Annotated in this window: 12 protein-coding genes, 2 tRNA genes and 3 rRNA genes; 11 read left to right on the forward strand and 6 right to left on the reverse strand. The window is 52.2% G+C overall.

Annotated features, from left to right (window positions below; genetic code table 11):
- The 4 genes from nfi to ACNT1W_RS03695 all read left to right on the forward strand — a co-directional run bounded on the left by nfi (position 1) and on the right by ACNT1W_RS03695 (position 2,495).
- Entirely contained in the window at positions 1-687 is a 687-nt protein-coding gene (nfi, locus tag ACNT1W_RS03680) for a deoxyribonuclease V (RefSeq protein WP_115183412.1), read from the forward strand.
- 48 nt (positions 688-735) lie between these two features.
- Positions 736-1,326: a YjaG family protein gene (locus ACNT1W_RS03685; protein WP_012004756.1), complete on the forward strand. Its 591-nt coding sequence runs from the start codon at positions 736-738 to the stop codon at positions 1,324-1,326.
- Positions 1,327-1,514: 188 nt separating this feature from the next.
- Positions 1,515-1,787, forward strand: coding sequence for a nucleoid-associated protein HU-alpha (gene hupA / locus ACNT1W_RS03690; RefSeq protein ID WP_012004757.1), 273 nt, complete (start codon positions 1,515-1,517; stop codon positions 1,785-1,787).
- 69 nt (positions 1,788-1,856) lie between these two features.
- Positions 1,857-2,495, forward strand: a complete 639-nt coding sequence (locus ACNT1W_RS03695) for a DUF1481 domain-containing protein (protein ID WP_012004758.1) — start codon at positions 1,857-1,859, stop codon at positions 2,493-2,495.
- Positions 2,496-2,540: 45 nt separating this feature from the next.
- Here ACNT1W_RS03695 and purD read toward each other — a convergent pair whose 3' ends face one another.
- Together purD and purH are read right to left on the reverse strand one after the other, a co-directional pair.
- A complete protein-coding gene (gene purD / locus ACNT1W_RS03700) occupies positions 2,541-3,824 on the reverse strand; it encodes a phosphoribosylamine--glycine ligase (protein WP_017891335.1) in 1,284 nt (427 codons plus the stop codon).
- 50 nt (positions 3,825-3,874) lie between these two features.
- On the reverse strand, positions 3,875-5,464 hold the full coding sequence (gene purH / locus ACNT1W_RS03705) for a bifunctional phosphoribosylaminoimidazolecarboxamide formyltransferase/IMP cyclohydrolase (protein ID WP_419246423.1): 1,590 nt from the start codon (positions 5,462-5,464) through the stop codon (positions 3,875-3,877).
- 666 nt (positions 5,465-6,130) lie between these two features.
- Between purH and ACNT1W_RS03710 the strand changes: the two genes are divergently transcribed.
- The 6 genes from ACNT1W_RS03710 (at position 6,131) to ACNT1W_RS03735 (ending at position 17,432) form a co-directional block, all read left to right on the forward strand.
- Positions 6,131-7,673, forward strand: a 16S ribosomal RNA gene (locus tag ACNT1W_RS03710).
- Between the two features lie 73 nt (positions 7,674-7,746).
- A tRNA-Ile gene (locus ACNT1W_RS03715) sits at positions 7,747-7,823 on the forward strand.
- Between the two features lie 37 nt (positions 7,824-7,860).
- Positions 7,861-7,936: transfer RNA gene (locus tag ACNT1W_RS03720), tRNA-Ala, on the forward strand.
- Positions 7,937-8,141: 205 nt separating this feature from the next.
- Positions 8,142-11,051 (forward strand): 23S ribosomal RNA (locus tag ACNT1W_RS03725).
- Positions 11,052-11,149: 98 nt separating this feature from the next.
- A 5S ribosomal RNA gene (gene rrf / locus ACNT1W_RS03730) occupies positions 11,150-11,265 on the forward strand.
- The 16S, 23S and 5S rRNA genes sit together here with 2 tRNA genes alongside, the layout of an rRNA operon.
- A 263-nt stretch (positions 11,266-11,528) precedes the next feature.
- On the forward strand, positions 11,529-17,432 hold the full coding sequence (locus ACNT1W_RS03735) for a glucoamylase family protein (RefSeq protein WP_419246424.1): 5,904 nt from the start codon (positions 11,529-11,531) through the stop codon (positions 17,430-17,432).
- Positions 17,433-17,517: 85 nt separating this feature from the next.
- Here ACNT1W_RS03735 and actP read toward each other — a convergent pair whose 3' ends face one another.
- The 3 genes from actP to acs all read right to left on the reverse strand — a co-directional run bounded on the left by actP (position 17,518) and on the right by acs (position 21,529).
- A complete protein-coding gene (gene actP, locus ACNT1W_RS03740; protein ID WP_012004762.1) occupies positions 17,518-19,170 on the reverse strand; it encodes a cation/acetate symporter ActP in 1,653 nt (550 codons plus the stop codon).
- Complete coding sequence (locus ACNT1W_RS03745; protein WP_012004763.1) at positions 19,167-19,478, reverse strand: DUF485 domain-containing protein; 312 nt, start codon at positions 19,476-19,478, stop codon at positions 19,167-19,169. The genes actP and ACNT1W_RS03745 overlap by 4 nt, the downstream gene beginning before the upstream one ends.
- 92 nt (positions 19,479-19,570) lie before the next feature.
- Positions 19,571-21,529: an acetate--CoA ligase gene (gene acs, locus ACNT1W_RS03750; RefSeq protein WP_368454153.1), complete on the reverse strand. Its 1,959-nt coding sequence runs from the start codon at positions 21,527-21,529 to the stop codon at positions 19,571-19,573.
- 821 nt (positions 21,530-22,350) lie between these two features.
- On the opposite strand from acs, the gene gltP reads away from it, so the two are divergent.
- Complete coding sequence (gene gltP / locus ACNT1W_RS03755; RefSeq protein WP_012004765.1) at positions 22,351-23,667, forward strand: glutamate/aspartate:proton symporter GltP; 1,317 nt, start codon at positions 22,351-22,353, stop codon at positions 23,665-23,667.
- Between the two features lie 65 nt (positions 23,668-23,732).
- Here gltP and actS read toward each other — a convergent pair whose 3' ends face one another.
- On the reverse strand, positions 23,733-24,482 hold the full coding sequence (gene actS / locus ACNT1W_RS03760) for an amidase activator ActS (RefSeq protein ID WP_012004766.1): 750 nt from the start codon (positions 24,480-24,482) through the stop codon (positions 23,733-23,735).
- Between the last annotated feature and the right edge of the window lie 11 nt (positions 24,483-24,493).

A 24,493-nucleotide genomic window follows, 5' to 3' on the forward strand; every position in this document is an offset into this window, starting at 1 on the left:
GTGATAGATACTCAAGCCCTGCGTGCAGAACAACGGCTGCGCGCCTCCGAAGTCATTCGCCAGGATGATTTCCTGGTCGTTCCACCGGCCTTTATCGCCGGTGCCGACGTGGGCTTTGAGCAGGAGGGCGCGGTGACTCGCGCCGCTATCGCCATCCTGCGCTATCCGTCGCTGGAGCTGGTGGAATACCAGGTGGCACGAGTGGCCACCACCATGCCCTATATCCCCGGTTTCTTATCGTTCCGTGAATACCCAGCGTTGCTCGCGGCCTGGGAGCAACTGCATCAAAAGCCGGACCTGGTGCTGGTTGACGGCCATGGCATTTCGCATCCGCGCCGTCTGGGCGTAGCCAGCCATTTTGGCCTGCTGGTCAACGTGCCGACCATTGGCGTAGCCAAAAAGCGCCTGTGTGGTAAGTTCGCCCCGCTGGACGAGGCTACAGGTGCGCTGGCACCGCTGGAGGACAAAGGCGAGCAACTGGGTTGGGTATGGCGCAGTAAGGCGCGCTGTAATCCGTTGTTTATCTCCACCGGCCACCGCGTTGGTGCCGACAGTGCACTGGCGTGGGTGCAACGTTGCATGGCGGGCTACCGTTTGCCGGAGCCTACACGCTGGGCCGATGCCATCGCCTCGCGCCGCCCGGCCTTCCAGCGCTGGCTGCAGCAGCATCCAGAGGTGTCGCAATGACCGATTTCGGGTACACTGCGGCGCAGATAACGCGTAAGAGAGTGAATAATGCTACGTAACCCGATTCATTTACGTCTGGAAAAGCTTGAAAGCTGGCAACATTTGACCTTTATGGCCAGTTTGTGCGAGCGTATGTATCCGAATTACCAGATGTTCTGCCTGCAAACCGAGTTCGGCGAACCGGCAATTTACCGCCGCATTCTGGATTTGGTGTGGGAAACTCTGGTGGTCAAGGACGCCAAGGTCAACTTTGACAGCCAGCTGGAGAAGTTGGAAGAGGCGATACCCGCGGCAGAAGATTACGATCTTTACGGCGTTTACCCGGCGATTGACGCCTGTATCGCATTAGGGGAACTGATCCATTCGCGACTCAGCGGGGAGACGCTAGAGCACGCCATCGCCATCAGCGAAACGTCTATTCGCACCGTGGCGATGTTGGAAATGACTCAGGCCGGTAAAGAAATGACCGACGATGAGCTCAAGGTTCTGCCTGCGGTAGAGGAAGAATGGGACATCCAATGGGAAATTTTCCGCCTGTTGGCTGACTGCGAAGAGCGCGATTTAGAACTGATCAAAGGGTTGCGTTCTGACCTCCGCGAGGCCGCGGTTAGTAATATCGGGATAAAATTAACGCAATAAGGCAAGAAAACGTGATTTAACGCCTCATTTGTCGTGCCTTAAGGCTTCACATCCGCACCCTGTCTGGTCTACATTTGGGGGGCGGAAAAAAAGTGGCTATCGGTGCGTGTATGCAGGGAGTGCTGTACATCGGCATATCCGTCGCACTCGATGCTTTGCAAACGATAAACACACTGTAAGGATAACTTATGAACAAGACTCAACTGATTGATGTAATCGCGGACAAGGCTGACCTTTCCAAAGCACAAGCTAAACTGGCTCTGGAATCCACCCTGGCTGCTATTACTGAGTCTCTGAAAGAAGGTGATGCAGTACAATTGGTTGGTTTCGGTACTTTCAAGGTAAACCACCGCAACGAGCGCACTGGTCGCAACCCGCAGACTGGTAAAGAAATCAAAATCGCAGCTGCTAACGTGCCTGCGTTCGTTTCTGGTAAAGCACTGAAAGACGCAGTTAAGTAATACTGCGTGTTGGTGAAAAGATTAAACAGAGGGGCAATTGTGCCCCTTTTGTTTATCCGACAGGCGCTTATGGTCATCGGCATTGCCGCTGGCCTGAGCGCCTGCAGCAGTCATTCAGATCTTCCTTCCTTTAGTGCCAGCGGTTATGTGGCCGACCAGGGCGTTATGCGCCTGTGGCGTAAAGATGACGAGCGGCACCGCCCGCTGGTGTTGATGAGCGTCTACAGTCCCTATCGTGGTCCGGGCACCGTTACCACGCTGTACGAATATCAAGACGGCAAGCTGCGCCAAATCAAACGCACTGACGCCGATGGCGATCAAGACTCCATTCAATTGCGCTTTGCCGATGACGGCGGAGTAAGCTTTATGCAGCGCCAACTGGCCACGCGGCGTGAACAACTGACCGCCGATGAAATCGCGCTGTATCAATATCAGGCACGACGCGTGCTGGAACTAAGCAATGCGCTGCGCGCTGGTAAGGTGAAGCTGCTGCAGGGGCGTTGGCAGCAGGGAGTAGTACAAACCTGTGATGGTCAAACGTTGAAACCGGATCTGGATAGCAGTGCCGAAGCCTGGATCGCGCGACGTGCCCGTAATAGCAGCCAGCCGGTGAATATAGCCTGGTTGGATGCGCCGGAAGGGCGTGAACTGCTGCTGGTAGCGAACGACGATTTTTGCCGCTGGGAACCGAAAGAAGACCAGCTATAAAAAAGGCCCCGCATTGCGGAGCCCAAGAGCGTTGCGGTGTTCAGATCATTTGCCGCGCGCAATCGCACGGTAGCCAATGTCTTTGCGGCTGAAACTCCCCGGCCACTGAATACCTTCCGCTAATTGATAGGCGCGTTGTTGCGCTTGAGCCACCGACTCACCCAGTGCGGTTACGCACAGCACGCGTCCACCGCTGGTGACCACGTCATTGCCCTGCATGCGGGTACCGGCGTGGAACACTTTACCGTCGGCACTTTCCTGCTGTGGCAGACCTTGGATGACTTCACCGTTGTTGTAATCACCCGGATAACCACCGGCGGCCAACACTACGCCTAGCGCAGGACGTTCATCCCACTCGGACGTTTTCTCGCCCAGCTTGCCTTCCGCACCTGCCAGACACAGCTCGACCAGATCAGAACGCAGGCGCAGCATGATCGGTTGGGTCTCCGGATCGCCAAAGCGGCAGTTGAACTCAATCACCTTTGGCTGGCCGTCGGCGGAGATCATCAACCCGGCGTAAAGGAAACCGACGTAGGTATTACCTTCCGCAGCCATGCCACGCACGGTTGGCCAGATGACCTGATCCATGGCGCGCTGGTGGATTTCATCGGTGACTACCGGTGCCGGGGAGTAGGCACCCATGCCACCGGTGTTCGGGCCGGTATCACCGTCGCCGACGCGTTTGTGATCCTGGCTGGTGGCCATCGGCACCACGTTCTCGCCGTCGACCATCACGATAAAGCTGGCTTCTTCACCTTCAAGGAACTCTTCTATCACGATACGGTGACCTGCATCGCCAAAAGCGTTACCGGCCAACATGTCCTGCACCGCGTCTTCGGCTTCCTGCAGCGTCATGGCGACGATTACGCCCTTGCCTGCGGCCAGGCCGTCGGCCTTGATGACGATAGGTGCGCCTTTGCTGCGCAGATAAGCCAGCGCCGGTTCAACCTCGGTAAAGTTTTGGTACTCGGCGCTTGGGATGTTATGACGCGCCAGGAAGTCTTTGGTAAAGGCTTTAGAGCCTTCTAGCTGGGCTGCTGCCTGAGATGGCCCAAAGATTTTCAGGCCGGCGGCCTGGAAGGCATCAACCACGCCAATCACCAGCGGCGCTTCCGGCCCGACGATGGTGAGACCAATGTCATGACTCTGGGCAAAGGCAACCAGCGCCGGAATATCGGTAGCGGAGATCGCGACGTTCTCGAGATTGCTTTCTAATGCGGTACCGGCATTGCCCGGCGCAACATAGACTTTATCTGCCAACGGTGACTGAGCGGCTTTCCAGGCCAGCGCGTGTTCACGCCCGCCGTTGCCGATAATTAAAATATTCATCAGGTGCTCCACGCAGAGCGTGCGCCGTAGCGCACGCGGCAAAAGAAGGATTAATGGCGGAAGTGGCGCATGTCGGTGAAGATCATCGCGATACCGTGCTCATTGGCGGCGGCAATCACTTCATCATCGCGGATCGAACCGCCTGGCTGGATCACGCAGCTGATGCCCACCGCTGCGGCGGCATCGATGCCATCACGGAACGGGAAGAAAGCGTCAGACGCCATGGCGGAGCCTTTGACTTCCAGGCCTTCGTCCGCGGCTTTGATCCCGGCGATCTTGGCAGAGTAAACGCGGCTCATCTGGCCGGCGCCTATGCCGATGGTCATGTTGTCACGTGCATAGACGATAGCGTTGGACTTCACGAACTTGGCGACCTTCCAACAGAACAGCGCATCACGCAGTTCCTGCGCGGTCGGCTGACGTTCAGATACCACGCGCAGGTCGCCTTCGCTCACCATACCCAGATCGCGGTCTTGCACCAGCAGGCCACCGTTGACACGTTTGAAGTCGAGAGCGGCAATACGTTGCTGCCATTGGCCGCAGGCCAGTACGCGCACGTTCTGTTTGGCTGCCAACAGGGAGCGAGCTTCCTGACTGATGCTCGGCGCGATAATCACTTCCACAAACTGACGGCTGATAATGGCCTGTGCGGTAGCGGCGTCCAGTTCGCGGTTAAAGGCGATGATGCCGCCGAAAGCAGAGGTCGGGTCGGTTTGATAGGCGTGCTCATAGGCAGCCAGAATATCATCGCCGATCGCCACACCGCATGGGTTGGCGTGCTTGACGATCACGCAGGCCGGCTCGGCGAACTCCTTCACACATTCCAGTGCGGCGTCGGTGTCGGCGATGTTGTTGTAGGACAGCGCTTTGCCTTGCAGTTGTTCCGCGGTGGCGACAGAGGCTTCCTGAACGTTCTCTTCTATATAGAAGGCCGCTTGCTGGTGGCTGTTCTCACCGTAGCGCATATCCTGCTTCTTTATATAGTTGAGGTTCAGGGTGCGAGGGAAACGACCGGCAGGTTGTTCGGTATCGCCGTGGTAGGCCGGAACCAGCGCGCCGAAGTAGTTGGCGATCATGCTGTCGTAAGCGGCGGTGTGCTCGAAGGCTTTGATGGCCAGATCGAAACGGGTGGTGTATTGCAGTGAACCGTCGTTGTTATCCATCTCGGTAATAATAGCGGCGTAGTCGCTGCTCTTTACCACGATGGCGACGTCTTTGTGGTTCTTGGCCGCGGAGCGCACCATGGTTGGGCCGCCGATGTCGATGTTCTCGACCGCGTCTTCCAGTGAGCAGTTCGGGCGCGCCACGGTCTGGGCGAACGGATAGAGGTTTACCACCACCATGTCGATCGGCTTGATGTCATGCTGACCCATGATGGCGTCGTCCTGGCCGCGGCGGCCGAGAATACCGCCGTGTACTTTGGGGTGCAGGGTCTTTACTCGTCCGTCCATCATTTCCGGGAAGCCGGTGTAGTCGGAAACTTCGGTAACAGGCAGGCCGGCATCTGCCAGCAGGCGGGCGGTGCCACCGGTGGAGAGCAGTTCAACGCCACGCTGGGACAGCGCTTCGGCGAATTCAACGATACCGGCTTTGTCAGAGACGCTGAGCAGGGCCCGGCGGATTGGACGAGGTTGTTGCATGGTTTTATCCCTTGGCTTTGGAGTCGCAATAAAAGAGCGTTACGTGAATTTCCACCTTCTACTCTTTATAAGGAAAGGTTTTTCTCTCTATAAAGGGGTAATCAGGCACAGATTCAGGTAACGCCCCCGTAAAAAGGGGAGCGTTTCGTCGCGGGGAATTGTAGCGAAAACGTTTGCGTGGCGCTCGTAAAATTTCCGGGCAAATCACTTCTGTGGATAAGTTTGTTAACAACAGGGTATAAAGCGGGGTTTTGCTGTGGAATGCAGCAAACGATCGTTTTTGTCGAAAATACCTATTGCGGCCTCCTGAGAACTCCCTATAATGCGCCTCCATCGACACGGAACATGTGAACAACTTCACAGAGTCTCCGGGGTTCGAAGAGAAAAAATCCTGAAATTTAGGGGTTGACTCTGAAAGAGGAAAGCGTAATATACGCCACCTCGAGATAGCAAGCTACGGCGGCTAACTCACTGCTCTTTAACAATTTATCAGACAATCTGTGTGGGCACTCCACAAGACGATATCCAGAACCTTCGGGTTCGAAAAAATATCAAGTCTTGAAGAGTGACCAAGCAATAAGTTGTTTCGTTGGCTTGTCCAACTGAACGACTATTACGAAAGTTATTTTCGAGCATCGCTTCACGAGTTGAAGCAAATCAAGCTTTTAATTGAAGAGTTTGATCATGGCTCAGATTGAACGCTGGCGGCAGGCCTAACACATGCAAGTCGAGCGGTAGCACAGGAGAGCTTGCTCTCTGGGTGACGAGCGGCGGACGGGTGAGTAATGTCTGGGAAACTGCCTGATGGAGGGGGATAACTACTGGAAACGGTAGCTAATACCGCATAACGTCTTCGGACCAAAGTGGGGGACCTTCGGGCCTCACGCCATCAGATGTGCCCAGATGGGATTAGCTAGTAGGTGGGGTAATGGCTCACCTAGGCGACGATCCCTAGCTGGTCTGAGAGGATGACCAGCCACACTGGAACTGAGACACGGTCCAGACTCCTACGGGAGGCAGCAGTGGGGAATATTGCACAATGGGCGCAAGCCTGATGCAGCCATGCCGCGTGTGTGAAGAAGGCCTTCGGGTTGTAAAGCACTTTCAGCGAGGAGGAAGGGTAGTGTGTTAATAGCACATTGCATTGACGTTACTCGCAGAAGAAGCACCGGCTAACTCCGTGCCAGCAGCCGCGGTAATACGGAGGGTGCAAGCGTTAATCGGAATTACTGGGCGTAAAGCGCACGCAGGCGGTTTGTTAAGTCAGATGTGAAATCCCCGCGCTTAACGTGGGAACTGCATTTGAAACTGGCAAGCTAGAGTCTTGTAGAGGGGGGTAGAATTCCAGGTGTAGCGGTGAAATGCGTAGAGATCTGGAGGAATACCGGTGGCGAAGGCGGCCCCCTGGACAAAGACTGACGCTCAGGTGCGAAAGCGTGGGGAGCAAACAGGATTAGATACCCTGGTAGTCCACGCTGTAAACGATGTCGACTTGGAGGTTGTGCCCTTGAGGCGTGGCTTCCGGAGCTAACGCGTTAAGTCGACCGCCTGGGGAGTACGGCCGCAAGGTTAAAACTCAAATGAATTGACGGGGGCCCGCACAAGCGGTGGAGCATGTGGTTTAATTCGATGCAACGCGAAGAACCTTACCTACTCTTGACATCCAGAGAATTCGCTAGAGATAGCTTAGTGCCTTCGGGAACTCTGAGACAGGTGCTGCATGGCTGTCGTCAGCTCGTGTTGTGAAATGTTGGGTTAAGTCCCGCAACGAGCGCAACCCTTATCCTTTGTTGCCAGCACGTAATGGTGGGAACTCAAAGGAGACTGCCGGTGATAAACCGGAGGAAGGTGGGGATGACGTCAAGTCATCATGGCCCTTACGAGTAGGGCTACACACGTGCTACAATGGCGTATACAAAGAGAAGCGAACTCGCGAGAGCCAGCGGACCTCATAAAGTACGTCGTAGTCCGGATCGGAGTCTGCAACTCGACTCCGTGAAGTCGGAATCGCTAGTAATCGTAGATCAGAATGCTACGGTGAATACGTTCCCGGGCCTTGTACACACCGCCCGTCACACCATGGGAGTGGGTTGCAAAAGAAGTAGGTAGCTTAACCTTCGGGAGGGCGCTTACCACTTTGTGATTCATGACTGGGGTGAAGTCGTAACAAGGTAACCGTAGGGGAACCTGCGGTTGGATCACCTCCTTACCTAATGATATTGATTGCGTGAAGTGCTCACACAGATTGTCTGATAGAAAGTAACGAGCAGAAATACCTTTATAGGCTTGTAGCTCAGGTGGTTAGAGCGCACCCCTGATAAGGGTGAGGTCGGTGGTTCAAGTCCACTCAGGCCTACCACTTCTCGAAGTGGAAAAGGTACTGCACGTGACTGTATGGGGCTATAGCTCAGCTGGGAGAGCGCCTGCCTTGCACGCAGGAGGTCAGCGGTTCGATCCCGCTTAGCTCCACCATATAGTCCTGTATTTCAATACTTCAGAGTGTACTGGCAACAGTATGCTGCGAAGTATTTTGCTCTTTAACAATCTGGAACAAGCTGAAAATTGAAACATGACAGCTGAAACTTACTCCTCCGTAGAAGTATTGGAGTAAGGAGTACCCTGTCATAGAGTCTCTCAAATGTAGCAGCATGAAAGTGGAAACACTTTTGGGTTGTGAGGTTAAGTGACTAAGCGTACACGGTGGATGCCTAGGCAGTCAGAGGCGATGAAGGGCGTGTTAATCTGCGATAAGCGTCGGTAAGGTGATATAAACCGTTATAACCGGCGATACCCGAATGGGGAAACCCAGTGCAATTCGTTGCACTATCATACGATGAATACATAGTCGTATGAGGCGAACCGGGGGAACTGAAACATCTAAGTACCCCGAGGAAAAGAAATCAACCGAGATTCCCCCAGTAGCGGCGAGCGAACGGGGAGGAGCCCAGAACCTGAATCAGTTCTTGTGTTAGTGGAAGCGTCTGGAAAGTCGCACAGTAAAGGGTGATAGTCCCGTACACTAAAATGCATTAATTGTGAGTTCGATGAGTAGGGCGGGACACGTGACATCCTGTCTGAATATGGGGGGACCATCCTCCAAGGCTAAATACTCCTGACTGACCGATAGTGAACCAGTACCGTGAGGGAAAGGCGAAAAGAACCCCGGCGAGGGGAGTGAAATAGAACCTGAAACCGTGTACGTACAAGCAGTGGGAGCCTACTTTGTTGGGTGACTGCGTACCTTTTGTATAATGGGTCAGCGACTTATATTTTGTAGCAAGGTTAACCGTATAGGGGAGCCGTAGGGAAACCGAGTCTTAACTGGGCGAATAGTTGCAAGGTATAGACCCGAAACCCGGTGATCTAGCCATGGGCAGGTTGAAGGTTGGGTAACACTAACTGGAGGACCGAACCGACTAATGTTGAAAAATTAGCGGATGACTTGTGGCTGGGGGTGAAAGGCCAATCAAACCGGGAGATAGCTGGTTCTCCCCGAAAGCTATTTAGGTAGCGCCTCGTGAACTCATCTTCGGGGGTAGAGCACTGTTTCGGCTAGGGGGCCATCCCGGCTTACCAAACCGATGCAAACTCCGAATACCGAAGAATGTTATCACGGGAGACACACGGCGGGTGCTAACGTCCGTCGTGAAGAGGGAAACAACCCAGACCGCCAGCTAAGGTCCCAAAGTCATGGTTAAGTGGGAAACGATGTGGGAAGGCATAGACAGCCAGGATGTTGGCTTAGAAGCAGCCATCATTTAAAGAAAGCGTAATAGCTCACTGGTCGAGTCGGCCTGCGCGGAAGATGTAACGGGGCTAAACCATGCACCGAAGCTGCGGCAGCGACGCTTAGGCGTTGTTGGGTAGGGGAGCGTTCTGTAAGCCGTTGAAGGTGGCCTGTGAGGGTTGCTGGAGGTATCAGAAGTGCGAATGCTGACATAAGTAACGATAAAGCGGGTGAAAAACCCGCTCGCCGGAAGACCAAGGGTTCCTGTCCAACGTTAATCGGGGCAGGGTGAGTCGACCCCTAAGGCGAGGCCGAAAGGCGTAGTCGATGGGAAACAGGTTAATATTCCTGTACTCGGTGTTACTGCGAAGGGGGGACGGAGAAGGCTAGGCTAGCCGGGCGACGGTTGTCCCGGTTTAAGCGTGTAGGGGGAGTGACCTGGTAAATCCGGTGACTTATCTAACCCTGAGGCGTGATGACGATGCACTACGGTGCAGAAGTAGTTGATGCCAAGCTTCCAGGAAAAGCCTCTAAGCATCAGGTAACACAGAATCGTACCCCAAACCGACACAGGTGGTCAGGTAGAGAATACCAAGGCGCTTGAGAGAACTCGGGTGAAGGAACTAGGCAAAATGGTGCCGTAACTTCGGGAGAAGGCACGCTGGCGCGTAGGTGAAGAGACTTGCTCTCGGAGCCGAAGCCAGTCGCAGATACCAGCTGGCTGCAACTGTTTAATAAAAACACAGCACTGTGCAAACACGAAAGTGGACGTATACGGTGTGACGCCTGCCCGGTGCTGGAAGGTTAATTGATGGGGTCAGCCGCAAGGCGAAGCTCTTGATCGAAGCCCCAGTAAACGGCGGCCGTAACTATAACGGTCCTAAGGTAGCGAAATTCCTTGTCGGGTAAGTTCCGACCTGCACGAATGGCGTAATGATGGCCAGGCTGTCTCCACCCGAGACTCAGTGAAATTGAACTCGCTGTGAAGATGCAGTGTACCCGCGGCAAGACGGAAAGACCCCGTGAACCTTTACTATAGCTTGACACTGAACATTGAGCCTTGATGTGTAGGATAGGTGGGAGGCTTTGAAGCGTGGACGCCAGTCTGCGTGGAGCCAACCTTGAAATACCACCCTTTAATGTTTGATGTTCTAACTCGGCCCCGTAATCCGGGGTGAGGACAGTGTCTGGTGGGTAGTTTGACTGGGGCGGTCTCCTCCCAAAGAGTAACGGAGGAGCACGAAGGTTAGCTAATCACGGTCGGACATCGTGAGGTTAGTGCAAAGGCATAAGCTAGCTTGACTGCGAGAGTGACGGCTCGAGCAGGTACGAAAGTAGGTCTTAGTGATCCGGTGGTTCTGAATGGAAGGGCCATCGCTCAACGGATAAAAGGTACTCCGGGGATAACAGGCTGATACCGCCCAAGAGTTCATATCGACGGCGGTGTTTGGCACCTCGATGTCGGCTCATCACATCCTGGGGCTGAAGTAGGTCCCAAGGGTATGGCTGTTCGCCATTTAAAGTGGTACGCGAGCTGGGTTTAGAACGTCGTGAGACAGTTCGGTCCCTATCTGCCGTGGGCGTTGGAAGATTGAGAGGGGTTGCTCCTAGTACGAGAGGACCGGAGTGAACGCACCACTGGTGTTCGGGTTGTCATGCCAATGGCATTGCCCGGTAGCTAAGTGCGGAAAAGATAAGCGCTGAAAGCATCTAAGCGCGAAACTTGCCTCGAGATGAGTCTTCCCTGGGAACTTGATTCCCCTGAAGGAACGTTTAAGACTAAGACGTTGATAGGCTGGGTGTGTAAGTGCAGCGATGCATTGAGCTAACCAGTACTAATGATCCGTGAGACTTAACCTTACAACACCAAAAGTGTTTTGATTTGAGAGATTTTCAGCGCGTTCCGAGATTGGTTCTGGTGGTCATGCAAATGACGGCCAAGAATGAAACAGAATTTGCCTGGCGGCAATAGCGCGGTGGTCCCACCTGATCCCATGCCGAACTCAGAAGTGAAACGCCGTAGCGCCGATGGTAGTGTGGGGTCTCCCCATGCGAGAGTAGGACACTGCCAGGCATCAATTAAGCCAAGAGGCCATCCGTAAGGATGGCCTTTTTGCTTTGCCTGCTATAAATAAATGACCGTTATCACACCAATTTTCATATCACTCTTCAATGCGCATCACATAAATCACGCTATATTTCTCATCCGCTATTTACCTGTTCTCATATATTCATCTGTAGTGTGAGTTCCCACACTACAGGGACAAGTTATAACCTTATATTCACCATGGTATTGTCTGCTTGTTTTAAAAACATTATTTAAAATAGGCGGAAAATATGAACAATGAATATACAAAAACGGTATTTGAAGGTAATACTGCCGACAAAGCCGATACTTTGCTGGCAAGGATAGACTTCAATAAGGAAATTAACGATATCTCAGGGAGTGATAATATAGAGAAAGTTGAGGGTAATATCATTCTGGTTAAAAACAATATTGGCCAGAATGGTTATTTCGAAAATGGCACTATTTCACTGGTCAGGGATAGTTTTTTATTTTCTACAGATCGTGATTTTAGCCTATCGTTCTGGATTAAATCTGGATCATCAAGTGATGGCGTGATTATCTCTAATAAAGATTGGGGTAAAGGCTCAAATATCGGCTGGTTGGTGGGTATTAATCATGATTATCTGGTCTGTAATTGGAAAGGGGTCTCTGGTTCACGTTTAGATGTCGGCGCTGAACAAAATATAAAAGTTGCTGACAATCAGTGGCATCACATTGCAGTCACTTTTGACCGTCAGGGTGACGCTATTTTTTATAAAGATGGGGGGCAAGTATATAACATTAATATTTCTAACTCGGGCAGTATTGATAGTGGATATACAACGGTTATCGGTGCGGATGCTCTGGGTCAATATCCTTTAAAGGGCTGTCATCTGGATGAGATTGAGATCCACGATAAAGTATTAACTCAAGAAGACATTAAGCAAAGATTTTATGATCTGAAAGATAAACTGCAGAAGCCACTGACCGTCTTCATGAACTTTGAAGGGGATCTCAAAGACAGTTCAGGCCAAAGCAACGATGGTATAGCAACCGGGGATATTGGCTTTGTTCGTGGTTTTGATGGACTGGCAGCTAAATTAGACAAATCGTATATTACGCTACCACAAAGTGAGTTATTTCCCGCTTTGGATGGTGACTTCAGCGTTTCTTTCTGGGTAAAGGCTAACGCACAATATGAAGGGGTTATATTTTCTAACAAAGATTGGCGTGTTGGCGGGAACATTGGTTGGGTAATAGGGATTAGTGGTAAAAGCCTAAGGTGGAATTGGCAAGGTGCTTATGGTCGCCGGTTGGATATGGCGGATATCCCTATCGCCGATTTTAAATGGCATCATGTTGCTATTGCACACGATCGTTCCAGAGACGCTGTTTTCTATCTCGATGGTCAGGAGCAGTCCCGGGTCACTATTGCCAACAGTGGACACACTAACACCCATTTTGATTTTAATATCGGCGCGGATGGTCGAGGTGAATATCGATTGGCAAACACTTTTCTCGATCGAGTAAACATAACCAACACCATTATTTCCGCCCAGCAAGTCCAACAAGAATATGACGAGTATTATGAGAAACTCACTCCGGCACCTATCTCGCTGCATTATGACTTTAATGATCATTTAAATGATGCCTCGGTTAATGGCTACGATGCAGTCATACATGGCAAGGAGGAATATGTATCCGGTTTTGCCAACAGTGCATTTTTGTTCAATGGCGATAGTTTTATCACCATTCCTAATCCAGAATTACAAAATGATTTGTCAGGTGATTTTAGCCTGTGCTTTTGGATCAAGGCCCCTACCGGCAATAAAGAGCAAACGATTATTTCGAATAAAGACTGGAACAGTGGGGGCAATCCAGGCTGGCAATTAGGGATCCATAAAAATGCACTGAGTTGGAATTGGAAGGGGGACAGCGCCGGTCGTTATGATCTTGCTGATGACTATCCTATTTATGTGGCAGATGGCCGCTGGCATCAGATCACGGTGAGTCACGATCGCTTTGGCAATGCCTGTTTCTTTAAAGACGGTGTGCTGAAACAACAGATTGATATTCGTTTTTCGGGGGATACCGCAACTACGTTGGATATCGCTGTTGGTGCAGATGCTATGGGCCAGTATCGCCTAAGCAACGAAACAATGATTGATGAGCTACGGATTATCAACCGGGCTGTAGACAGGCAGGAAGCACTGGCACTCTATGAGGAATATCGCGATCTCATTGTTAAACCCTTGACCGAGAAATTTAGCGGTAGCTTGAAATTCGTTGGGGCGGAACAGACGGTGATGGGCTCTGCGTTTACGCTGAATCTGCATTTACGTACCAACGATATGGTGAATGTCATTGATGATTGCACCAGCGAACTTCATTATGATTCATCCTTATTTGAATTTATTGAGGCCGTTGGTCGAGATATTTCTGCACAGGTTACAGCAAGCGGTGTTTTGAAAGTCAGCGTATATGGCGGCCGTACCTTCAACAATACTGCCCCTTTAGACTGGCAAAAAACAAAAGTGGGGGAACTGCGGTTCAAAACCACTGCAGCAGCGGGTGCCGGTGAGTTCTCTTTGTCAAATTGTCAATTCTACGAGAATGGTCGTTTATATCAGATTGATTCGCTGGATGTGGAAACACATCATCTGACGATCAACGAGGCATTATCCCTGGACGCTAACCAGGATGGTGTGATCACATTAGGCGATATTATTGGCCTTCCCCATGATCGGCAAGTCCATGTTGCAGAGCAGCTTGCTTTTATGCCTTATAAGCGCGTGCTATTTATTGGTCTGGATGGTGCGGGTGCCGGTGTCAGCATGCAGGCTCCCTATTGGCCTTCCGTGGAGTCGAAAAAAGAAACGGTTGGCGAACGACTACATATTCCGTATTTACGAAAAATGATTGAACAAGGCGCGGTGACCTACACGGCGCAATCGGTCATGCCGTCCGACTCTGCCCCAAACTGGGGGGCGATACTTACCGGTGTAGATACGAGTAAACACGGGGTAACCAATGGTGTCGCTGCCGAATACTACTATCCGGAAAACAGCCTCTATCCGACCTTATTTAAACGGCTGCGACAGGCCATGCCAAACCGCAAGCTTGCCGCTTACGTTTCCTGGGATGCCATTGCCAATAGCCTGATTGAGCCTTCGCTTGGGGTGGAGTGCGTCAAAGATTATGATGCGGCTATCGTGGAAAAAGTCACGGCCTATATTGCCGGCGGCAAGATGAAAGATACTGCATTCATGATGGTCCATCTAAGCAATATCGATCTGGCCGGACATTCAAAGGGATACTACGGACCGGACTATTACCGGGCAATGACCACGGCAGATGGGCAAGTCGAGAAGATTATCAGTGAGCTGGAACGGCAGGGCTTATGTGAAGATACTTTGGTGATTATCTCCCCCGACCACGGTGGCGGTACCGAGCAGGCGGACGGGACTCAAACGCAGAACTTTAGTCATGGGCAAAACTCCGCATTGGCGCGAACTGTCTTTATCGCGGCGAATGGTCGAACCGTTGCCAGAGAGACGGTAGGTGAAAAAACGCTGTTGGGCGGCTCCACGAAAGATATTGCCGCTATGGTGTGCCATGCATTGAATATCCCACAGACCAGTGATGAAGTGGGTTTACGCAATATGTTCATGAGGCAAGATGAGCTGTCAGATGCAGACTTGCCTGAATGGGTGATGACCCAAGTGGTTAATACGCCGTCGAACAGCGTCGGTAGCTATCAATTAATGCTGGCAAACGGCAGCGATGATATCTGTGCCGCCGATATTACGATTGAGGTGGATAATACCCAGGTAGAACAGGTTATTCCCCTACTGGCCGACATCAGGCTGTTACGCAAAGAGTTTGCCGCGGAAAAGTTACGCCTGGTATTTGTCTCCGACCAGCCATTACCGGCCGGGCAGGCATTGTTTACCTTTACGACGCGAAGACATTCCCCGCAGTATGGACTGCAAATCAAGGATGCGATGGTTGCCAATCAGCAAGGGCATGAGACCCTGCCTGGATTGACGCAGCAAACACTGATGCAAGGCGATCCGCTCGGCATCACGCTGAATCAGGAAACGGTCACGTTGGAGGTGGGCAAGCAGTTTACCTTGATCGCGGGTATCAAGGGAGTACAGGCCGATGATTTGAAATGGAAAAATACGCGCCAAGATGTGGTCATCCTGCAAGCGAATGAAACTATTTGCACCGTTAATGCGCTTAAACCCGGCTTCACGAAGATCACCGTCGAAAGTGTAGATGGTGCATATTCCGCTGAGTGTGACGTCACGGTGATAGCGCCTCTCACTTTGGATAATGAAGGTTTCACCGACAAGAGCCGTTGGTTGATGGGTTCGGCGACCCCGGGGAGTAAGCTCGAAGTCACCACTGAAAACGGGGCGTCGATTTTCGGCTCGGTGGCAGACGATGGACGTTTCCACCTTGAACTGCCGTCGTTGTTGGAACATTCCCAGTTTTATATCCAGGAAACCTATCCTCAGGGCACTAAAGGGGAGAGACATAGTTTTGAGGTGCGTCCTAGTTACAACCTGTTGTGGGATATCAATGCCCAGGCCAGTGCCAGCAGCGTTTGGTTCAAACAACCGCAGTATGGGGCTGATAAAGCCATTGATGGTGATGCTGGCAGCCGCTGGGCCTCTCATAACGATCCGCTTCCGGCGTGGCTTGTGGTGGATTTGGGCGCTGAAATTGATTTCGATCTGGTGAGAATCAAAGAGTATGAGTCTCGGATTGCGGCCTTCACGCTTGAAGCCCTGCAAAATGGGCAGTGGTTGCCGGTTTATCAGGGGACGACCCTTGGCCAAAACGCCGAGCTTTATTTCCCTCGCGTTAAGGCATCGCAAATCAGGCTGAATATTACGGCTGCGAGCGATTCTCCTACAATCTACGAACTGCAAATTTTTGATACGGCCAATCCTCCGGTACGCGAGATCAGCGATTCCGCGTTGATTGCGTTGGAAACCAGAAAAAGTTTCAATTTCTTCTGGGAAATGGCCAATAGCGATCCTGCCAGCCCCGGCTACGGTTTGGTTAGCGACGCGAAGCCCTCGGCGATCTGCAATGTGGCGCAGGTCGGTTTTGCCCTGTCGGCGATTCCAATTGGCGTTAACAACGGTTGGATCACCTGGGATGAAGGGGCGGCACGCACCCTGGGCACGCTGAATATGTTGTTGAATAATGTCGATCAACACCGGGGATTCTTCTACCACTTCCTGAATAAGTGGACGGGGAAACGGGCCTGGAACTCTGAACTTTCAACTATTGATACCACACTGGCGTTGAATGGCGTGATTGTTGCCGGGGAGTTCTTCGGGGGTGAAATCAAACAAATGGCGGACCAGATTTATCACAAAGTCGACTGGGAGTGGTTCCGCGATCCTATAACCAATCAGTTTTATATGGCGTGGTACCCGGAGAATGGCGGTGGATTCAATGAGTACAAATGGTCCGGCCCGGTTGAACAGGCCAGCATGTATGTACTGGCGGCAGGCTCTCCGACGCATCCGGTCAATGGCGATATGTTCTACAGCATAAATCGTGCTAAACGATCGTACCGCGGGAGTGAGCCGGTGTTTGATACCTGGTTTGGCTCCAGCTTTACCAACCAGTTTTCTAATGCCTGGGTCGATTTCCGTGGCAAGGTCGATAAGCTGGGTGATGACTGGTTTAACGATGCGGTGCTCAACTCGCAAATCAGTCGCCAATACAGCATTGATGAACAGGATAACTTCAAGACGTTCGGTCCTGATTCATGGGGACTGTCGGCGGCGCCAGGCCCAGATGGCATCTATCATGGCACCTATGGTGCGCCACCGGCGACGGCGGCCAGCACGGATGGCACTATGGTGCTTTCCGGCGCAGTAGGCGCCATTGTATTCACGCCACAAGCATCACTGGCGGCGATGCAAAACTATTACCGGAACCACCCTTATACCTGGGGCAAGTACGGCTTTAAAAGCGGTTATAACCTGGATGTTAAGCCGTATTGGTACTCTTCATCAGTTAATGGGCTGGAAAAAGGGATTAGCGTCGTCATGCTCGAAAATTATCGCACAGGCATCATTTGGCGGTTGTATATGCAGAATGCGGAGATTAAGCGAGGTGTGGCCGCCATTGGCCTGACTGCGCGCAATGAGGTTAGCGGAGAGTGACGTGACTGACAGACAGTTAGGGGCAGTTTTTTGCTGTCAGTGATAATAAAAAGTGGGTTCAGCATGCTGAACCCACGGTTTTATTTTAATGCGAACTGCCCTGGGAAATCCCCAGGCCGGTTTGCGAACGTACAAATTGGAAACGGAAGCGCTCACGCTCCTGCTGCCCAGCCAATGAGCTGTCGGTGACCGAGAACAGCCAGGTGCCGACGAACGCGACAATCATCGAGAACAACGCTGGATATTCATAAGGATAAATGGCCTTCTCATGCCCCAGGATCTGCACCCAGATAGTTGGGCCGAGGATCATCAGGATCACCGCCGTCAGCAGACCTAACCAGCCGCCGATCATGGCGCCGCGCGTAGTCAGGCGTGACCAATACATCGAAAGAATGATAATCGGGAAGTTACAACTGGCAGCAATCGAGAAGGCCAGCCCGACCATAAAGGCGATATTCTGTTTCTCGAACAAAATCCCCAGTGCAATGGCCACGATCCCCAGGATCACCACGGTAATCTTTGAAACCCGCAGTTCATCACGCTCGGTCGCCTTACCGTTTTTAATCACGCTGGCGTACAAGTCATGAGATACCGCAGAAGCTCCTGCCAGCGTCAGGCCGGCAACCACCGCCAGAATGGTGGCGAAGGCGACCGCCGAAATAAACCCGAGGAAGAAGTTACCGCCGACGGCGTTGGCCAAATGCACCGCTGCCATATTGGTACCGCCCAACAGCGCTCCGGTAGCGTCTTTGAATGCCGGATTAGGGCCGACTAACAAAATTGCGCCGAAGCCGATAATAAAGGTCAGGATATAGAAGTAACCGATAAAGCCGGTGGCATAGAACACACTCTTGCGGGCTTCTTTGGCATCGCTGACGGTAAAGAAGCGCATCAGGATGTGCGGCAGACCCGCAGTACCAAACATCAGCGCCAGCCCCAACGAGAGCGCGGAAATAGGATCGGACACCAGTCCGCCCGGGCTCATGATGGCGATGCCTTTTGGATGCACCTTCACGGCCTCGGCAAACAGGGTGTTGAAGTCAAAATTGACCGACTTCATCACCATCAGCGCCATAAAACTGGCACCGGCCAGCAACAATACCGCTTTGATAATCTGTACCCAGGTGGTTGCCAGCATGCCGCCGAACAGCACGTACAGCACCATTAAAATACCGACCAGGATCACCGCCACGTGGTAGTTAAGACCAAACAGTAACTGGATCAGCTTACCGGCGCCAACCATCTGTGCAATCAGGTATAGCGCGACCACCACCAGTGAGCCGCAGGCCGAAAGGGTACGGATTGGTTTCTGCTTAAGTCGGTAAGAGGCCACGTCAGCAAAGGTATAACGGCCCAGATTTCGCAGGCGTTCTGCAATCAGGAACAAAATGATCGGCCAGCCGATCAGGAAGCCGATGGAATAAATCAGTCCGTCATAGCCAGAGGTATACACCAGTGCGGAAATACCCAGGAAAGAAGCGGCTGACATAAAGTCGCCGGCAATCGCCAGGCCGTTCTGCAGGCCGGTGATTTTGCCGCCTGCGGTGTAGTAATCCTGGCGTGAACGAGTTCGTTTGGAAGCCCAGTAAGTGATGTATAGCGTGGCACCGACAAACAGTACGAACATCACGATCGCCTGAATGTTCAGCGGCTGGCGATGAACTTCGCCACTAATGGCATCAGCAAAAGCCAGGCCCGGCAGCATCAGTAGGGCGGCGACAGACAATAAAGGCTTCATTTCTTCACCTCACGCAGGACTTCTGCAGTCAGGCGATCGAACTCGCCGTTGGCGCGGAATACATAGATCCCGGTCAACACGAAAGAGATCACGATCAGGCCGACGCCGACCGGGATCCCGCGGGTAATGGTCGATCCTTCAGCGATCGGTGTGCCCAACCACTGTGGATCGAAAGCGATCAATAAAATAAAGCTGACGTACAGCGCCAGTGTAATCAGTGAAAGCAGCCAGGCGAATCGGCTACGTTTTCGCACCAGTTCTATAAAGCGCGGGTTTTCCTCAATCCCTTGATAAATGGTGTCATTCATCAGAGCATCTCCAGTAGGTATTGATAGAGTACGCCGCGCTTGATGCCGATCACCGGGTTATTTTCCCACTGATCGGCCTGAGGCGGCGGAAATTACGACGGAACTTTCATTGATTGTTTTTCTTCCAACAGCTTTTCGACTACGGCCGGATCCGCCAGCGTTGAGGTATCTCCCAAATTGCTGGTATCACCGGCGGCAATTTTCCGCAGGATGCGACGCATGATCTTGCCGGAACGCGTTTTTGGCAGAGAGTCTGTCCAGTGCAGCACATCCGGCGTGGCGATCGGTCCTATTTCTTTACGTACCCAGTTACGTACTTCGGTATATAGCTCAGGCGTCGGTTCTTCACCGTGGTTCAGCGTGATATAGGCGTAAATCGCCTGGCCCTTGATGTTATGAGGGATGCCGACCACCGCCGCTTCGGCGATTTTCGGGTGGGAAACCAGGGCCGACTCGATCTCGGCGGTGCCCAGGCGGTGACCGGAGACGTTAAGCACGTCATCGACACGGCCAGTGATCCAGTAGTATCCGTCTTCATCACGGCGTGCGCCGTCACCGCTGAAATACATGCCTTTAAAGGTGGAGAAGTAGGTTTGTTCGAAACGATCGTGGTCGCCGAACAACGTGCGAGCCTGGCCTGGCCAGGAGTCGGTGATCACCAGGTTGCCTTCACAGGCGCCCTCCTGCACAGTGCCGATATTATCGACCAGTGCCGGTTGAACACCGAAGAACGGCCGCGTAGCGGAACCGGCTTTCAACTCGGTGGCACCGGGCAGCGGAGTGATCATAAAGCCGCCGGTTTCGGTCTGCCACCAGGTGTCGACGATCGGGCATTTGGCGTTGCCGATTTTATTGTAATACCACTCCCAGGCTTCCGGGTTGATCGGCTCGCCGACCGAGCCCATGATGCGCAGCGAATCGCGTTTGGTGCCTTCGATCGCCTTGTCACCTTCGGCCATCAGGGCACGAATGGCAGTAGGGGCGGTATACAGGATATTGACCTGGTGCTTGTCGATCACCTGTGACAGACGGTTAACGCCAGGGTAGTTCGGCACCCCTTCAAACATCAGGGTAATGGCACCGCAGGCCAGCGGGCCGTACAGCAGATAGCTATGGCCGGTGACCCAACCGACGTCGGCGGTACACCAGTACACGTCGCCGTCGTGGTAATCGAATACGTATTTAAAGGTCATGGCGGCATACACCAGATAACCGCCGGTGGTGTGCAGCACGCCCTTGGGTTTACCGGTCGAGCCGGAGGTATAAAGGATAAACAGCGGGTCTTCCGCATTCATCTCTTCTGGTGGGCAGTCGGCGGAAACCCCCGCAGTCAGTTCATGCCACCACAGATCGCGGCCTTCCTGCCAGTAACCCGGTTTGCCGGTACGCTGGAATACCACCACGTTGGTGATGCTTTTCACGCCTGGATTTTTCAGCGCGTCATCGACGTTTTTCTTCAGCGGAACGGCACGCCCAGCGCGCAGGCCTTCGTCGGCGGTGATAACCAGTTTAGAGTTGGAATCGATAATACGTCCGGCCACGGCTTCCGGCGAGAAACCACCAAAGATCACCGAATGCACGGCCCCGATGCGGGCGCAGGCCAGCATGGCGACAGCGGCTTCCGGCACCATGGGCATATAGATAGCCACGACGTCGCCTTTCTTGACGCCCAGCTTTTTCAGCACGTTGGCGAATTGGCAGACATCGTGGTGCAGTTGTTTGTAGGTCACCTGTTTTGACTGGGTGGGATCGTCACCTTCCCAGATAATGGCGGTTTGGTCGCCGCGTTCGGCCAAGTGGCGATCGAGGCAGTTGGCCGCCAGGTTAAGGGTGCCGTCTTCAAACCAGCGAATGCTGATATGGCCTGGATCGAACGAGGTGTTTTTCACCCGGCTATAAGGTTTTATCCAGTCCAGGATTTTTCCCTGCTCGCCCCAAAACGTTTCTGGGTCTTGCACAGACTGTTGATAATATTGTTGATATTGCGTCGGATTAATCAGGGCGTGTTCTGCAATTGCAGAAGGAATAGCGTGTTTATGCACTTGGCTCATGGCTTTTCTCCTTGAAGTTGTTAATAATATGTCAACTAGAGGTTAAGTATAGTTTGCTCCGATTCTTTGTTTCTTTTTTGGGCGGCAGATCACGCAACGAAGATATTGATTTGTAATAGTTCTGCCTCATTCGTGTGGGGCATCTGCCTGCTTGGTGGGAGAAAGCAGTTAAATAGGAAGTTTTAGTCAGAAAACGCTATCTAAAGAACTAAAAAGAATAACCAACTCGGCAATAACTCCGCTTTTTATCGGTATTAGTTAATATAAAATGCCGAGATTAAAATCTCTGTTAAACCTTTTCGGACCGTAGAGCACCTTTAATATTCGATGTCGATATTAATAGCCAAGCCGTCAGCCAAGAGTGCTAATAAGGAAAAAATTTCGGAATCATCCTATTAAATAGGAAGCCTGTGAGGCCCGAATATTTTCATTTTGAAAACTTTAATGTAACAGAATACAAACATCTCTATCGGACTAAATATGCAAGATTAACGAAAGTTAACGCATTTTCATCATGTATCAAACTCAATATCCCAGGTGCTATTGTGATTCACCTCACATAAAATTAAGCTTTTAATAACAATAAATTATGCCTGGCGACACTGAAAATCAAATCACGTGAGTTCGTTTTTTGCACAAAACCCAGATAAAACAAGGCTTGCAGAGTATGCCTGCCAAATGGTAAAGATTTAAACAGCGTCACACTAAGGGCAGGTGAACGCTTCCTGGTCATTAACATAAGCCTGTATTAAATGATTAAGTATTCTTTTCGGCGCGTTATTATAAATGTGCCGAAAAGAGTCTTTGAGGACTTTTTGGGTATGAAGAGTGTAAAAATCAGTCTTGCCTGGCAAATTATGATTGCATTGGCGTTGGGCATTATTGTTGGGGCGGTGCTCCATAATCAAACTGAATCACGAGAGTGGTTAGTCAGTAATATTCTAAGCCCGGCCGGTGATATATTTATCCGCCTGATTAAGATGATTGTGGTACCGATCGTTATTTCTACGCTGGTGGTGGGTATTGCCGGCGTAGGGGACGCGAAGAAGTTAGGCCGTCTCGGGTTGAAAACCATTATTTACTTCGAAGTGATCACCACTATCGCCATTGTGGTGGGGCTGACATTGGCTAATGTTTTTCAACCCGGCCACGGTATCGACATGTCGACGCTGACCGCGGTGGATATCTCGCAGTATGAAAAAACCACGGAGCAGGTGCAAAGTGGCTCGCACAGCCTGGTTGCCACCATTCTGTCGTTGATCCCGTCGAACATCTTCGCCTCGATGGCGAAGGGCGACATGTTGCCGATCATCTTCTTCTCGGTGCTGTTTGGCCTGGGCCTGTCGTCACTGCCGAAAGAAACCAAAGAGCCGCTGCTGAAGGTATTTAAAGCCGTTTCCGAAAGTATGTTCAAAGTCACGCATATGATCATGCGCTATGCGCCGATTGGGGTGTTTGGTCTGATTGCAGTGACGGTTGCCAACTTCGGCTTCGCCTCATTGCTGCCTCTGGCCAAACTGGTACTGCTGGTGTACTTCGCCATTGCCTTCTTTGCGTTGGTGGTGCTGGGGGCGGTCGCACGCATCTGTAACCTGCGTATCTGGACGCTGATCCGTATCCTGAAGGATGAACTGATCCTGGCCTTTTCCACCGCCAGTTCGGAAACGGTGCTGCCGCGTATCATCGAAAAGATGGAGGCTTACGGCGCGCCGAAGGCGATCACCAGCTTTGTGGTACCGACCGGTTACTCCTTCAATCTGGACGGCTCAACGCTGTATCAGAGCATTGCCGCCATCTTCATCGCGCAGCTGTATGGGATTGAGCTGTCCCTGGGCCAGGAGATTGTGCTGGTGGTAACGCTGATGCTCACCTCGAAGGGGATTGCCGGCGTGCCCGGAGTTTCCTTTGTGGTGCTGTTGGCGACGCTGGGTAGCGTGGGGATCCCGTTGGAAGGCCTGGCGTTTATCGCTGGTGTGGATCGCATCCTGGATATGGCGCGTACCGCACTGAACGTGGTGGGCAATGCGCTGGCGGTGCTGGTGGTAGCTAAATGGGAACACCAGTTCGACAGTAAAAAGGCGCTCGCCTTTGAGAAAGAGTTCTTGTCCGGCAAAGCCAGGCAGATAACAGACTCTTAACCGCTTTTGGACGAGATTGATTTGACGACTAAACCCGCCTGATGGCGGGTTTAGTCGTCTTGGGATCAACAGGAGGGGGCAGAGCCCTGGGCTGGCAGGAAGCGCAGCGGATCCAATGCGGTAGCACGATAACGAATCTGGAAGTGCAGCATCACCTTGTCGGTACCTGTGCTGCCCATGGTGGCAATCTTCTGCCCGGCTTTCACTTCCTGAGCATTGCGCACCAGCAGAGTGTTGTTGTGGGCATAGGCGCTGATGTACTCATCATTGTGTTTGATCATAATCAGATTGCCATAACCCCGCAGTTGGTTGCCAACGTACACCACCCGCCCTTTGGCTGCGGCAAATACCGGTTGCCCACGGTTACCGGCGATATCGATGCCTTTATTGCCCCCGTCGGCCGTCGAATACTTGCTGATAATGTTGCCCTGGGTTGGCCAGCGCCAGCATTTGATACTGCTGCGGATCGGCGGTGCAACGGCTGCAATCTGGCTGGTTGACTGTGTTTTGCGTGTCTTGCCTTTCTTTGCCGTCGCGTTATTTAACGCCAGCTTTTGGCCAATCTCGAGGTTGTAGGGTTTAGGGATTTTATTGCGTCGCGCCAACTCACTGACTTCGCTGTTGGTGATCCAGGCAATGTAGAACAGAGTATCGCCACGTTTGACGGTATAGGTGTTGCCGTTATAGCTGCCTCTGGCCAAGCGATCATAATCACGGTCGTAGCTGTTCGATTTCTTTCCGGAGCCGCACCCCAGTAATCCCAGACTGATTACGCACACGGCAATCAGCCGCCATACAGCGAATGTGCTTCCCATACTCAAATATC

Source organism: Serratia sp. NFX21 (genome assembly GCF_048517035.1).
Taxonomy (GTDB): Bacteria; Pseudomonadota; Gammaproteobacteria; order Enterobacterales; family Enterobacteriaceae; genus Serratia; species Serratia quinivorans.

Excerpts from the sequence above, each read along its gene's own strand:
- ACNT1W_RS03685 (WP_012004756.1), top strand. The coding sequence starts at position 736 with ATGCTACGTAACCCGATTCATTTACGTCTGGAAAAGCTTGAAAGCTGG.
- hupA (WP_012004757.1), top strand. The coding sequence starts at position 1,515 with ATGAACAAGACTCAACTGATTGATGTAATCGCGGACAAGGCTGACCTT.
- ACNT1W_RS03695 (WP_012004758.1), top strand. The coding sequence starts at position 1,857 with ATGGTCATCGGCATTGCCGCTGGCCTGAGCGCCTGCAGCAGTCATTCA.
- purD (WP_017891335.1), bottom strand. The coding sequence starts at position 3,824 with ATGAATATTTTAATTATCGGCAACGGCGGGCGTGAACACGCGCTGGCC.
- purH (WP_419246423.1), bottom strand. The coding sequence starts at position 5,464 with ATGCAACAACCTCGTCCAATCCGCCGGGCCCTGCTCAGCGTCTCTGAC.
- ACNT1W_RS03735 (WP_419246424.1), top strand. The coding sequence starts at position 11,529 with ATGAACAATGAATATACAAAAACGGTATTTGAAGGTAATACTGCCGAC.
- actP (WP_012004762.1), bottom strand. The coding sequence starts at position 19,170 with ATGAAGCCTTTATTGTCTGTCGCCGCCCTACTGATGCTGCCGGGCCTG.
- ACNT1W_RS03745 (WP_012004763.1), bottom strand. The coding sequence starts at position 19,478 with ATGAATGACACCATTTATCAAGGGATTGAGGAAAACCCGCGCTTTATA.
- acs (WP_368454153.1), bottom strand. The coding sequence starts at position 21,529 with ATGAGCCAAGTGCATAAACACGCTATTCCTTCTGCAATTGCAGAACAC.
- gltP (WP_012004765.1), top strand. The coding sequence starts at position 22,351 with ATGAAGAGTGTAAAAATCAGTCTTGCCTGGCAAATTATGATTGCATTG.
- actS (WP_012004766.1), bottom strand. The coding sequence starts at position 24,482 with ATGGGAAGCACATTCGCTGTATGGCGGCTGATTGCCGTGTGCGTAATC.